We start from the raw sequence: 12,586 nt of genomic DNA on the forward strand, positions 1-12,586 counted from the left end.
CCGCCGGTTCGCAATCAAGCCGGTGCCTCAGCGCGCCTCGATGATGAACGGCAGCTCCAAATTGTTCTGCGGGTCGAACTGACGCCGCTGGGTGTGGTTGAGGTGACGCCCGTAGACATGGAACGACAGGCTGGTCCGCTGCGTTTCATTGGTCACGCAGTGAATGCCGCCACTGGGCATGAGGATCGCCTCGCCCGGCTGGATCGACTGCTCGCCGATGCAACGCAACTCGGCATAGCCGGGGCGGCTGGCATCATCCAGACGCTGCCAGAAGCGGTTGCGTTCGACCCCGTCGACGCCGACCACCACGGCCCAGGTGTCATGGTCGTGGGGGCGCACACCGCGCCCGGGCAGCCAGCTGTCGACCACCACGAACAGCGACTGATCGGGCTCCACATGCAGCAACGTGGTGCCGAACCCCAACGCCGGGTCGGCCTCGTACATGGCCGGGCGCAGCCAGTCACCCTCGGCGACGGCGCGCCGGGCCAAGGGCCCCACCCGCTCGAGAATCTCGGCCTCATCCGTTGTCGCGGCGACGATCTGCCGAAGGTCGGCGACAAAGGCCTCGAGACTGTATGCCTGCATTGTCATTGCTGCACTCCCGCAGGAAAGTGGTTGATAGGCGCGCGCCCGATTGGCCTAGCGACGTCCCCATCGGCAACGGCGTCCAGCCAGGCCCCCGCCCGACAAGTAAATAAGCCAAGGAACCAATGCGACGGAAGTTCGATTCCAATAGGTGCAATCGAACCGCCGGGCAACGGCCGCTCGGTGAACAAATCCCTCAAGCCAGGCCCTCACTCTTGCTTGTGAAACAACCAGCCATTGCGCGATCGACCCTGGCGCCGGCAGCGCTTCGCAAAACGCCGAGGAAAATATTCGGCGGCAGCGGATGGTCGAATAGCGACGGCGCCGGGACAAATCATTTAATTTGGCTAACTAGTGACTTTTAATCATTTATAAGCCCTCACTCGGACAGGCCCGCCATGGCGCCAGCGAGCCTGCCCGGCGAAGTTCTTACAGCCAATCCTCCTGCCAGGGGAAAGTCGACAGCGCCTGGCAGCCGCTGGCGGTGATCAGCACCTGCTGCTCCAGCTTGATCCCCTCGGCGCCGCCCTGCTCGCCGATGTAGCTCTCCACGCAGAGCACCATGTTCTCCTCGAACTGCCCGTCGTAGCCGCTGCTGGCCCAGTCGGCGCCCTTGTGGGCCAGGGCCGGGTACTCGTCGGCCAGACCGACGCCATGCACCACGCAGCAATAGCGGTTGTGCTGGTAAGCATCCGGAATGTCCCAGGAGCGCTCGACGAACTCGCGGTGGCTCAGGCCCGGACGCAGCAGGCTCATGTTGTGCTGCACCTGCTCATGGGCCAGGCGGTAGAGCTTGCGCTGCTCGGCGCTGGGGGCGACGTGGCCGACCGTCCAGGCCCGGGAGATGTCGGCGCAGTAGCCGTAGGGACCGATCAGGTCGGTGTCGAAGCAGATGATCTCGCCTTCGTTCATCACCCGGTCGCTGGACTCCTGCATCCAGGGGTTGGTGCGCGGCCCGGAGGCCAGCAGGCGGGTCTCGATCCATTCGCCGCCGTGGCGGATGTTCTCGTAGTGCAGCCAGGCCCACAGCTGGTTCTCGGTCATGCCGGGGCGCAGCTCGTCGTGCATGCGCTGGATACCGCGCTCGCACACGGCGATGGTCCAGCGCATCAGCTCCAGCTCATCACTGGATTTGATCTTGCGCGCCTCCTCCATCAGGCTGTGCCCCTCGACCAAGGTCAGGCCGTGCTCGCGCAGCAGGTCGAGCCCCTCCAGGTCGGCCTTGTCCACCGCCAGGCGGGCCTTGGGCCCGGCATGCTGGCGCAGCACCGCGAGGACGTCGTCGGCCCAGGCCACGGCCTTCTCGCCGATCCGCGAGCCGGCGCCGAAGTAGCTCCAGTTGATCGCCGGACGGATCTCGTCGAGCAGCTCGTTGCCCTCGTGCAGGTGCTCGCAGTTGTGGAACTCGAACAGCACCACCGGCCCCTCGGCGAACACCAGGGCATAGCGGGCGAAGTTGTGCAGGGTCCACACCTGCATGTTCGAGGTGTCGGTGGCGTAGCGGATGTTCACCGGGTCATAGAGCAGGATCGCCGCGCAGTCGGCGGCCAGCAGCTGCTGGCGCACCCGCTGCAGGCGATAGCCGCGCGCGGCCTTGTGGGTCTGGATGCTGACCGGGTTGCGCAGCGGCTGGGCGGCGGCCTCATCGGCCAGGTACTTGTTCTTGTTGTCGAACATGAGGGGCATTCCTCTGGAAAACACCGGCCGGCGACCGGCACGCATTCAGGTTGTCGGTGGATCGCCCACCAGGGATTCTTCTGCCGTGACCGACGGCGCCACCGCCGCCGGCAGCGTCGCGCAGGCCAAGCCGACGGGGGTCGCCTGGTGCTGCAGCGGTGCATCGGCCTGCAGGTGTTCGCCGGTCACCCGCTTCTGGCTCACCGCCAGGGCCAGCGACGCGGCGCAGGCGGCGAAGAAGTAGTACAGGCTCCAGGCGCCGAACCGCTCCATCAAGGCGCCGGCCAGCAGCGGACCGATGCAGGCGCCGATGCCATAGGCCACCAGCAGCAGCCCGGCCAGGGACACCCGCAGCTCGGCCTCGACGTTGTCGTTGGCCAGGGCCACGCCCAGCGGATACAGACAGAACTGCAACAGGCCGATGGCGGCGCCGATCAGCAGCAACACGGCGAACGAAGGATCGTGATAGAAGCCCAGCGGCAGGAAGGCGAGAATCAAAAGCAGGGCCACCGCGCGGATCAGCCCGGCCCGCGGCAGACGGTCGGACAGCCAGCCCAGGGGCAGCTGGGCGAGCAGGCCGGCGCCGATCACCACGGCCATGAACTGGCCGATCTGCACCGTATCCAGGCCCTGGCGGCTGGCATAGATGGAGGCCAGGCCGTAGAAGGCGCCGTTGATCATCCCCGACATCAGGATGGTCACCAACGACTGCGGCACCCGGCGCAGGAACAGACGAACGTCGACCGGCGTTGGCTGCAGCGCGGCCGGGTGCGTGCTGCGGGTCAGGGCCACCGGCACCAGGCACAGGGCGAAGGCCATGGCCACGCCGAGCAGGGCGTGGATGCCCAGATCACCATTGAGGCTCAGGGCCAGCTGGCCGAGCACCATGCCGACATAGATGGCGACCATGTAGATGCCCAGCACCTTGCCGCGCTGATCGCTCTGGGCGCGGTCGTTGAGCCAGCTTTCCAGCACCATCAGCTGGCACATCATGGCCAGGCCGACGACGAAACGCAGCGCCAGCCACAGCGGTAGCGCACCGCTGAACTCGTGGCCCAGCACCGCCGCCGAGATCACCCCGGCGCAGGCCACGTAGGTGCGGATATGTCCCACCCGCTCGATCAGCCAGTGGCCGACTCTGCTGCCCAGCACCAGGCCCAGCGCGTTGGCCGCCATGAGGGCACCGCCCCAGAACTCGGCGATGCCGTCGGCGGTCAGGCGCAGGGCCAGGTAGGTCATCAACAGGGTCGAGCCCAGCTGCATCAGCACGCTGGCCAGGTACAGGGCGCCGAACGTTCGGGTCAGGCCGAGCATGGGTGCGCCTCCCGGGGCCACCGGCCCATGGCGCACACCAGCCCTGCTGCGAGATGCCTACCCATACCGCTCTCCCCTTGGCTCAGGCCAGACCGTGCCGCTGCTTCCAGTCACCAGGATGGACCACGTAGCCGAACAGCGCGTGGCCGCCGTAGACCAGCTCGGTGCCCTCGGGAATCCACAGCAGCTGGCCCGGTTCGACCCGGTACAGCTGGCCGTTGGCCTTGAGCTCGAAGCAGCCCTGGATGACGAAGATCACCTCGTCGTACAGCAGGGTCCAGGCCACCTCGGCGCCCTCCCAGCGGGCGAAGCCGATGCCGATATTGGGCGACACCTCGTTGCTGATGGCCCGGGCCACGAAGGCGGCGCCGGGTGGCCCGCCGCGGGGGACGAAATCCAGGTCATGGTGATCCACCAGCCGCACCGGACCTTTCCCGGAAACGACCCGAGTCATAGCTCGCTCCGACTGCTCCAGGCCGCCAGACGAATGCGCGAACGCACGCCGAGGCCGAGGAAAGGCTCCGGCGGGTTCAGCGAGGGCATGCCGGTGACCGCCTGGATATCGCGCAGCTGCTGGGACTGCGCACCCACCGCCAGATCGGCCAGCAGGGTGCCGGAGATGGTGCCCCAGGCCGCGCCGACACCGTTGTCGCAGGCCGAGGCATAGACACCCCGTTCCAGCTCGCCGAAGAAGTTGGTGAAGTTGCGCGAGATGGCGTAGACGCCGCCCCAGGTGTGGCTGAACGGCACGTTGGCCAGCTGCGGGAAGCGCGCCAGGAAGGCCTTGCGGTGGTCGGCACGGATCGACTCGCGCATGCCATCGCTGGTGCTCTTGCCGTATTTGGGCACGTGCTTGTAGGTGTTGCGGATGATCAGCCGGCGGTCCTGGGTCATGCGCACCGTGGTGCCGGCGTGGTCGGCTGGGGTCAGACCCCAGTCCAGCTCGCCGCCATACAGCTGCAGTTCGCTGTCGGTCAGCGGCCGGGTCCAGCTGGCGAAGGTCATCACCGGCAGCAGGCGGTTACGCAGGTAGCCGAACTCCTGGGTGAAGATGCTGGTGCCCAGCAACAGCTGCGGGGTGCGGATGCGCCCGTGGCTACCCTGCAGGATCCAGCCGCCCTGGCCGTCGCGCTCCAGGCGCTGGATCGGCGACTCCTCGAGCAGCTCGACGTTGCCCGGCAGCGAACGGCCCAGGCCGCTGACCAGCGCCGCCGGCTGCATCAGGTAGCAACCGGGGGTGTAGATCGCCCCACTGTAGTGGGTGGTGCCGAGCACCTTGGCCAGGGCGTCGCGCTCGACCCACTCGAAGGGCTCGCCGAGGTCCTGCATCAGCTTCTCGAAGTGCTCCAGATAGGCCAGGCCGCGCGGCCCCACGGCGCCCTGGTACTTGCCGGCGTGGGACCACTGGCAGTCGATGCCGTGGCGCTTGATCAGCCCCTGCAGTTGGTCGATGGCGCCGCGGTTGAGGCCGAGCAGGCGCTGCTTGTGCGCCGGGTCCGGATGCTCCAGGGCGAACTTGTGCGGCAGGTCGATGACGAAGCCGGAGTTGCGCCCGGAGGCGCCCTGGGCGACGCGCTGGGCGTCGACCAGCAGGATACGCGCCTCGGGATGATGCTCGGCCAGCCGCCTGGCCGCGGCCAGGCCGGCGAAGCCGGCGCCGATCACCGCGTAGTCGGCACGCTGCTCGCCCTGCAGGCGGATGGCCGGCCGGGGCGCGGGCAGTGCCGCATACCAGCCGCAGCTGGCATCGTCGTGGGGCAGATGGATCTTCTTGCTCATGTTGGTGCCCTCAGGCCACTGCCCGTTGCGCGTTCTGACAGGATTGCAGCCAGCTGTTGCGCTGCACTTGTGCTTGGCGGCCGAGCAGGACGAAGCCCTGCAACGCCCCCTCGGCATCGTAGAAACCGGCGCTGAGGCCATCGTCCGTCGGCGTGCAGCGCCACTCGCCGGCCACACCCACGGCCGGCGGCAGCAGGCACAGCGGCGCCGCCGGGGTCTTCACCGTCACCGGCATCAGCGGGTAGCTGACCGCGGTCGGCGCACCGAGCAGGGTCTTGCTCAGGGCCTGGATACCCTGGTTGATCGGTGCCAGGTACGGCAGCAGCTGGCCGTCGATCTCGATGCAATCACCCAGGGCGTAGATGCCCGGCTGCGAGCACTGCAACCAGGCGTCCACCTGGATGCCGCGGCCCACCGCGACCCCGGCCGTTTCGGCCAGCGCCAGGTTGGGACGCAGGCCGACGGCGGACAGCACCAGATCGGCTTCCAGTTGCCGACCGTCGGCCAGGCTCAGGCGATAGCCCTGGGCGACCGGGTCGATACGCTTGAGGGTGTTCTGCAGGTACCAGCGCACCCCCAGCTCGCCCAGGGCATCCTGCAACTGCCGGCCGGCTTCCACCGGCAGCAGGCGCTCCATCGGCCACTGGCCGAGGCCGATGACGCTGACCTCGAAGCCGCTGGCGGCCAGGTCGTTGGCGAACTCGCAGCCGATCAGGCCGTCACCGAGGATGGCCACCCGGCGCACGCCGACCAGGCGCTCGCGGAAGCTCTGGTAATCGTGCAGGTTGTTGACGCTGAGCAGCGCCTGGCTGTCGCCCTCGATCGGCAGGCGGATCGGTGCGGCGCCGCTGGCCAGCACCAGCTGGCCGTATTCCATCTCGCCGATGTTGGTGTGCAGGCGCCGGGCCTCGGCGTCGATGCGCTCGACCCGGCAATAGGAATAGACGCGGATCTTCAGCCGCTTCTCGATGGCCAGCGCCGACTCCCCGGCCAGTGCCGCGGCGCTCTTGCCCTGGGCCAGGCCGATCGACAGCGCCGGCTTGGAATACAGGTGACCGGACTCGCGGGTCAGCACGCGGATCTCGACCTGCGGGTCGGCGCGGCGCAGGGCCTGGGCCAGGCCGTAGCCGGCATAGCCGCTGCCGATGATGACGATCGGCTGGCGCACCTCGGCGGCGAGCGGCTGCACCGGTGCCTTCAACGACTGCGGCGGCACCGGCAGCGGCGCGCTGACGGCAGCCGCGGCGGCGGCCACCACCGGGCTGATATCGAGCATCTCGAAATCTTCCTTGCCGACTTTGCACTCGGGGCACTTCCAGTCCGTCGGCACGTCCTCCCAGCGGGTGCCGGCGACGATACCGTCGTCCGGCCAACCCAGGGCCTCGTCGTAGATCAGGCCACAGACCACACAGAGCCAGGTCTTGAACATCTTGCTTACTCCCCCGCCACGCGAATGGCCACGTTCTTGGTGCGTACGTAGCTGTACAGCGCTTCCTGGCCCTTCTCGCGGCCGAAGCCGGACAGGCCGACGCCGCCGAACGGGGTCTCGATGCCGCCGGCATACCATTCGTTGACGAACACTTGGCCCGCCTTCAGGCGCCGGGCGCAGCGCATGGCGCGGCTGATGTCCTGGGTGAAGACCCCGGCCACCAGGCCGAACGCGGTGCCGTTGGCAATCGCCAGGGCCTCTTCCTCGTTGTCGAAGGGAATCACCGCCAGCACCGGGCCGAACACCTCCTCCTGGGCGATGGCCATCTGCGGGCTGACATCGCGGAACACGGTCGGGCGCATAAAGTGCCCGGCGCGGTCGCCGAAGCGCTCGCCGCCGGTGGCCACGACCGAACCCTCTTCGATGGCGCGCCGGCACAGGTCCTCGATGCCGGCCAGCTGGGCGGCGCTGATCACCGGGGTGAGGTCCGGGTTGTCCTGGCCGAGGCCGGCGCTCAGGCCTTCGGCCAGTTCGACCACGGCCTCGACCACCTCCTCATAGACCTCGCGCTGCACCAGCAGGCGCGACATGGCCGAGCAGACCTGGCCGGCATTGAAGAAGATGCCGCTCTTGACGCTGGCCAGCAGCTGCGCACGGTCGGCATCGGCGAAGGCGATGGCCGCCGACTTGCCGCCCAGTTCCATGACGCTGGGGATGGCGTGGGCGGCGGCGTCACGGAGGATGGTCTGACCGGTCGGCACCGAGCCGGTGAAGACGATCTGGTCGACCTTAGCGCTCTGCACCAGGTGGCTGCCGACCTCGCGGCCACGGCCGCAGATCAGGTTCACCGCGCCCCGCGGCAGGCCGGCCTTGGCGATGGCGCGCAGCAGCACGCACATGCCCAACGGCGACAGCTCCGGCGACTTGATCACCACCGCGTTGCCGGCGGCCAGGGCCGGGGCCAGGGAGCGGGCGCAGATCGACACCGGGAAGTTCCACGGCACGATCTGCGCCGAGACGCCCATCGGGTCGTAGACGGTGAAGTCCATGTAGCCGTCGCCCAGCGGGATCGAGGTACCCTCGATCTTGTCGGCCATGCCGGCGTAGTACTCGAAGTAGCGCGCCGCCTCGGTGAACTCGTCACGGGCATCGTTGAGGCTCTTGCCGTTCTCCTGGCACAGTACCCAGGCGCCCTCCTCGGCCACCGCGCGGATCTCGGCGGCGATTGCCAGCAGCCAGGTCACCCGCTGCGCCGGACGGGCGCGGGTCAGCTCGCCGCTGTCGGCACAACGGCGGGCCGCGAGCAGGGCGCGCTCGGCATCCTCGACGCCGGCCTGGGCGATGGTCGCCACCGCTTCGGCGGTGCCGGGGTTGTTGACGGTCAGATGCTGGGCACTATCCACCCATTCACCGTCGATATAGTTCAGCCAATGCTCGGCAATCGGGTACATGGCAGGTTCCTCAGACGGACGGCGTGGTTTCGAGCAGCTGACGCGCGGCCCACTGGTGGAAGTAGTGGGTGGGGATGTCCATCTCCGGGGAGAAGGCGCCGCCGTTGTAACCCGGGGAATAACGGCCCTTCTGCATGCCTTCTACCGAGGCGATGTCTTCGGCGAACACCACTTTCCAGGACTCGAGGATGGCGTTGCGGCAGGCGGCGTACTCGTCACCCAGGGCCTCGTCGCCGACGTAGAACAGGCGCAGGTTCTCGATGGTCTTGCCCGGGGCGATCGGCTCCAGCTGCATGGCGAAGGCGTGGTCGGCCTGGATACCCAGCAGCACGTTGGGGAAGAAGGCCACGTACTCGGCGTTGCGCAGGCGGTCCTGCGGCCAGCTGGGGAAACTCGGCAGGTGGGTGCCGGCCACGTCCGACAGGTTGTAGGCGTAGCTGCCCTGACCGGCGAAGCACTCGTCGAACAGGATGTTGTAGTGGTCTTCCAGGCGCGAGTAGCTGTTCAGGCTCGGGTGCACCCAAGGCAGGTGATAGGCCTCGCAGTAGTTCTCCACGGCCAGCTTCCAGTTGCAGTTGACCTCGATGCTGGTGCCGTCGTGACCCGGGCGGCGACGCAGCAGGCCCATGCCGTCTTCACCGAGGAACTGGCTCCAGCGTGCGGTCAGCGGCGCGAGCATCTCTTCCAGGGGCTGGGCGTCGCCGGACAGGTTGAGGAACACCATGTCCATCCACACGGCGCTGCGCAGCGCCTTCAGGCCGTGCTTCTCGCAGGCGAAGCGCGGGTCCTTGTGCTGGTCGATACCGCCGACGTGCGGGGTGCCGCGCAGGGCGCCGTTGAGGTCGTAGGTCCAGGAATGGTAGGGACAGCGGATCACCCCCTGCACGGTGCCCTCTTCCTCCACCAGCTTCATGCCACGGTGGCTACAGACGTTGTGGAACACCTGCACCAGGCCCTCGCGGTTGCGCATCAGCAGCAGCGGCAGGCCCATGAAGTCGACCGGCTTGACCGAACCGTTCTGGGTCAGGTCACTGGCGAAGCCGATGCAGGCCCAGGTCTTGCCCATCACCTGGTCGCGCTCCAGCTCGAAGTAGCGCTGTTCGGTATAGAACTCGTTGGACAGGCCGGTGGCCTCGTGAATCGGCGCCAGCACGGTTTCCAGGCTGTGGGTGGGAATCAGTTGGGCAGTGGAAGAGTGGCTCATGACTTTTTATTCTCCGTCGCTTGCACGATCTGGCTGAGGCAACAGGCCGCAAGGCCTGCTCGTGGGGGCGGAGTTTCGACAAGCGCGGATTGTCCGACAAACGATTTTTTGCGCAGCAATTAATGATTAAAAATCATTAATTAACCAGAAGCAGCGGAAATGCCCTGTGGCGGCTGAAGGCGAGTATTGCCAAGCACTATTAGTGATAAAAATTCATTAATGTACGACTGCAAATGACTTGTTCGGACGCTCGGCCGGCTCATCGTTGGCCCCGACGGGCTCGCCTACCCGGCGCCTGTTGCGCCATCGGCCACGCCCGCCCCCAGCTATCCGCCAGGGGTCTGGCGCTGGGCGGCGCTCAGCGCAGCGGCGGCTGTTCGCTGAGCAGCCACTGGCGAAAGCGCTGGACGCTCTGCCGCGGATGACCGCGCCCCTGGTGCTCGAGCAGGCAGAACATTGCATCGGTGTCCAGCGTGGCCTCGATCGGCCGCACCAGAGCGCCGCTTTCCAGGTGGATGTTGACCAGGTTGTCCCAGGCCAATGCCACCCCCTGGCCGATCAGCGCCGACTGGATCAGCATCGCGTAGCTGTTGATGTTGATCCGGTTCCTCGGCTCCAGCGCCTTGTGGCCCAGGCGCCGGTACCACTCGTGCCAGCCGATCCAGTCACGCTGCGGATCCTCGAGCCACAGCCAGGTGCAGGCGGCGAGCTGCTCGAGGCTGTGCAGGCCCGGGTGCTTGGCCAGGTACGCGGGGCTGCATACCGGAAACACCCGCTCGGAGAACAGCGGGGTGATGGTCATGTTCTGCGGTGGGGTACGGCAGTAGTACAGGGCCAGGTCGCAGTCCAGGCGGCTGAAATCCTTGACGTGGTCATAGGCGATGATGCGCAGGTCGATCTCTTCGTTGTCGCGCTGGAACTGGGCGACCTTGGGCAGCAACCACAGCGAAGCCATGGCCGTGCTGGTCGCCACCGTGACCTGCTGGGCGCCGCGCCAGTGGCGGATCTCGCCGGTGGCCTGGGCCAGCTGCAGCAACGACTCGCGCACCGTTTCGTAATACTGGCTGCCGGTGGGGCTCAGGTGCATCGCCCGGGTGGTGCGCTCGAACAGGGTCTTGCCCAGATAGTCTTCGAGCAGTCGCACCTGGCGGCTGATCGCGCCTTGGGTGACGTTGAGTTCTTGCGCGGCCAGGGTGAAGCTCAGATGCCGCGCAGCGGCCTCGAACGCCACCAGGCTGTTGAGCGGAGGCAGGGGCTGGATTTTCATGCAGGCAAGGTCACGGGTTGCTTATCGTTTTATCCAGGCAGTTTAGGGCCTGGTCCCGGCCATTCACAGCCGGGAATCCGCCGCTGCCGGCTAAAACCCAGCATTTGCCTGGGACTTGCCCTGCCCCTGTCGCCAGCAGGCCGGTCGAAGTCGCATGACGCAGGCAAAAAAAAGCCGACCCGACACCCGAAGGTGTGGGCCGGCGAAGCACTATCGGGTCGTCGTGGGCCCGCGCCGGGCATCAGCATGGAATTCCGGCCGGGTGCCCCACCTGCAGACGACCGGCTGCGGGCGGGGGTAAAGGGCGACTCAGCCCAGCTTGCGCCGCACCTCGTCGAACTGCGCCTGCAGCGCCGCTTCCGGCTCCTTGGTCAGCAGGCTGACGGTGATGATCGCCAGGGTCGCCAGGATGAAGCCGGGGATGATCTCGTAGAGGTCGAAGATGCCGCCGGACAGCTGCTTCCAGACCACCACGGTGGCACCACCGAGGATGATGCCGGCCAGGGCGCCGTTGCGGTTCATGCGCTTCCAGTACAGCGACAGCAGGATGGCCGGGCCGAAGGCCGCGCCGAAGCCGGCCCAGGCGTAGGACACCAGGCCCAGTACGGTGCTGTCCGGGTTCATCGCCAGGACCAGGGCGATGACGGCGATCAGCACCACCGCGCCGCGGCCGATCCACACCAGTTCGGTATCGCTGGCGTGCTTTTTGAGGATGGCCTTGTAGAAGTCTTCGGCCAGGGCCGAGGAGCTCACCAGCAGCTGCGAGTCGGCAGTGGACATGATCGCGGCCAGCACCGCGGCCATCAGGATACCGGCGACCACCGGGTGGAACAGGCTGTTGACCAGGACCATGAACACGGTCTCGGCATCGCCCAGGTCGGTTTGCAGGTAGCCCAGGGCGACCCAGCCGATGGCCAGGGCGGCGACCAGAGTCAGCGCCGTCCAGCTCACCGCGATGCGGCGGGCGGTCGGCATGTCCTTGTCGTTGGAAATCGCCTTGAAGCGCGCCAGGATGTGCGGCTGACCGAAGTAGCCCAGGCCCCAGCCCAGCAGCGAGAGGATGGCGATGATGCCCAGCGGCTCGCCCTTGACGTCGTTGAAGAAGGTCAGCAGTTCGGGATTCTTGGCCATCATGGCAGCATGGGTAGCGTCTACACCGCCCACCGCATTGAGGGCGAACACCGGCACCATCACCAGCGCCGCGGCCATCAGCAGGCCCTGCACCACGTCGGTCCAGGCCACCGCGAGGAAGCCGCCGAACAGGGTGTAGGAGACCACCGCCACGGTGCCGACGATGACCGCGATCTTGTAGTCGAAACCGAATACGGTCTCGAACAGCTTGCCCGACGCCACCAGACCGGAGCTGGTGTAGAACAGGAAGAAGGTCAGGATGATCAGCGCCGACACCACGCGCAGGGCGCGCGAGCCGTCATTGAAGCGGTTCTCGAAGTAGGCCGGCATGGTCACCGAGTCGTTGGCCGTGTGCGAGTAGATGCGCAGGCGCTGGGCGACGAACAGCCAGTTCAGCCAGGTACCGGCCAGCAGGCCGACGGCGATCCAGGTGGCCTCGAAGCCGGCGGCCAGGGCATAGCCCGGCAGGCCCAGCAGCAGCCAGCCGCTCATGTCCGAGGCGCCGGCCGACAGCGCGGCGGTGCCCGGGCCGATGGAGCGCCCACCCAGCACGTAGTCGGACAGGTTGTTGGTGCGCTGGTAGGCAACGATGCCCAGCCATAGCATCAGGATCAGGTAGACCACGAAGGTCACCCCTACAACAAAAACGTTCTGCTCGTTCACCTTGTTGTTCTCTTTATTGGCACGGCTCTGGCCGTGACGTTTCTAGTGACAAGCGACCACTGTATGCGGCCGCTCCTTTGAACCGC

Annotated in this window: 10 protein-coding genes and 1 pseudogene; all 11 read right to left on the minus strand. The window is 67.1% G+C overall.

Features of this window, described 5'->3' with window-relative positions:
- Positions 1 to 27 precede the first annotated feature (27 nt).
- Positions 28 to 591, minus strand: a complete 564-nt coding sequence (locus AB5S05_RS02980; protein WP_369285946.1) for a cysteine dioxygenase family protein — start codon at positions 589 to 591, stop codon at positions 28 to 30.
- A 423-nt stretch (positions 592 to 1,014) separates the two neighbouring features.
- Entirely contained in the window at positions 1,015 to 2,262 is a 1,248-nt protein-coding gene (locus AB5S05_RS02985; protein ID WP_369285947.1) for a M24 family metallopeptidase, read from the minus strand.
- 45 nt (positions 2,263 to 2,307) lie between these two features.
- Positions 2,308 to 3,576 carry an MFS transporter gene (locus AB5S05_RS02990; protein ID WP_369285948.1) on the minus strand — a complete coding sequence of 423 codons (1,269 nt, stop codon included), beginning with the start codon at positions 3,574 to 3,576 and terminating at the stop codon, positions 2,308 to 2,310.
- An 82-nt stretch (positions 3,577 to 3,658) separates the two neighbouring features.
- Positions 3,659 to 4,030 (minus strand): EutQ-related cupin domain-containing protein, encoded by a 372-nt coding sequence (locus AB5S05_RS02995; RefSeq protein ID WP_369285949.1) that lies wholly within the window; start codon positions 4,028 to 4,030, stop codon positions 3,659 to 3,661.
- A complete protein-coding gene (locus tag AB5S05_RS03000; RefSeq protein WP_369285950.1) occupies positions 4,027 to 5,355 on the minus strand; it encodes an NAD(P)/FAD-dependent oxidoreductase in 1,329 nt (442 codons plus the stop codon). The genes AB5S05_RS02995 and AB5S05_RS03000 overlap by 4 nt, the downstream gene beginning before the upstream one ends.
- 10 nt (positions 5,356 to 5,365) lie before the next feature.
- Positions 5,366 to 6,631, minus strand: coding sequence for an FAD-dependent oxidoreductase (locus AB5S05_RS03005; RefSeq protein WP_369286337.1), 1,266 nt, complete (start codon positions 6,629 to 6,631; stop codon positions 5,366 to 5,368).
- Positions 6,620 to 6,784, minus strand: a pseudogene (locus AB5S05_RS03010) (rubredoxin); the annotation flags it as partial. The gene AB5S05_RS03005 and the pseudogene AB5S05_RS03010, both read right to left, overlap by 12 nt.
- Positions 6,785 to 6,789: 5 nt before the next feature.
- On the minus strand, positions 6,790 to 8,235 hold the full coding sequence (locus AB5S05_RS03015; protein WP_369285951.1) for an aldehyde dehydrogenase family protein: 1,446 nt from the start codon (positions 8,233 to 8,235) through the stop codon (positions 6,790 to 6,792).
- A 10-nt stretch (positions 8,236 to 8,245) separates the two neighbouring features.
- Positions 8,246 to 9,439, minus strand: coding sequence for an aromatic ring-hydroxylating oxygenase subunit alpha (locus AB5S05_RS03020; RefSeq protein WP_369285952.1), 1,194 nt, complete (start codon positions 9,437 to 9,439; stop codon positions 8,246 to 8,248).
- A gap of 358 nt (positions 9,440 to 9,797) precedes the next feature.
- The gene (locus AB5S05_RS03025; protein ID WP_369285953.1) at positions 9,798 to 10,706 is read right to left on the minus strand and encodes a LysR substrate-binding domain-containing protein; all 909 of its coding nucleotides are present in this window, start codon (positions 10,704 to 10,706) and stop codon (positions 9,798 to 9,800) included.
- 309 nt (positions 10,707 to 11,015) lie between these two features.
- Entirely contained in the window at positions 11,016 to 12,443 is a 1,428-nt protein-coding gene (gene putP, locus AB5S05_RS03030) for a sodium/proline symporter PutP (RefSeq protein WP_438943538.1), read from the minus strand.
- Between the last annotated feature and the right edge of the window lie 143 nt (positions 12,444 to 12,586).

The organism is Pseudomonas zhanjiangensis, from assembly GCF_041027545.1.
GTDB lineage: Bacteria > Pseudomonadota > Gammaproteobacteria > Pseudomonadales > Pseudomonadaceae > Aquipseudomonas > Aquipseudomonas zhanjiangensis.

Coding starts and splice junctions, on each gene's coding strand:
- AB5S05_RS02980 (WP_369285946.1), bottom strand. CDS start 591: ATGACAATGCAGGCATACAGTCTCGAGGCCTTTGTCGCCGACCTTCGG.
- AB5S05_RS02985 (WP_369285947.1), bottom strand. CDS start 2,262: ATGTTCGACAACAAGAACAAGTACCTGGCCGATGAGGCCGCCGCCCAG.
- AB5S05_RS02990 (WP_369285948.1), bottom strand. CDS start 3,576: ATGCTCGGCCTGACCCGAACGTTCGGCGCCCTGTACCTGGCCAGCGTG.
- AB5S05_RS02995 (WP_369285949.1), bottom strand. CDS start 4,030: ATGACTCGGGTCGTTTCCGGGAAAGGTCCGGTGCGGCTGGTGGATCAC.
- AB5S05_RS03000 (WP_369285950.1), bottom strand. CDS start 5,355: ATGAGCAAGAAGATCCATCTGCCCCACGACGATGCCAGCTGCGGCTGG.
- AB5S05_RS03005 (WP_369286337.1), bottom strand. CDS start 6,631: ATGCTCGATATCAGCCCGGTGGTGGCCGCCGCCGCGGCTGCCGTCAGC.
- AB5S05_RS03015 (WP_369285951.1), bottom strand. CDS start 8,235: ATGTACCCGATTGCCGAGCATTGGCTGAACTATATCGACGGTGAATGG.
- AB5S05_RS03020 (WP_369285952.1), bottom strand. CDS start 9,439: ATGAGCCACTCTTCCACTGCCCAACTGATTCCCACCCACAGCCTGGAA.
- AB5S05_RS03025 (WP_369285953.1), bottom strand. CDS start 10,706: ATGAAAATCCAGCCCCTGCCTCCGCTCAACAGCCTGGTGGCGTTCGAG.
- putP (WP_438943538.1), bottom strand. CDS start 12,443: ATGCTATGGCTGGGCATCGTTGCCTACCAGCGCACCAACAACCTGTCC.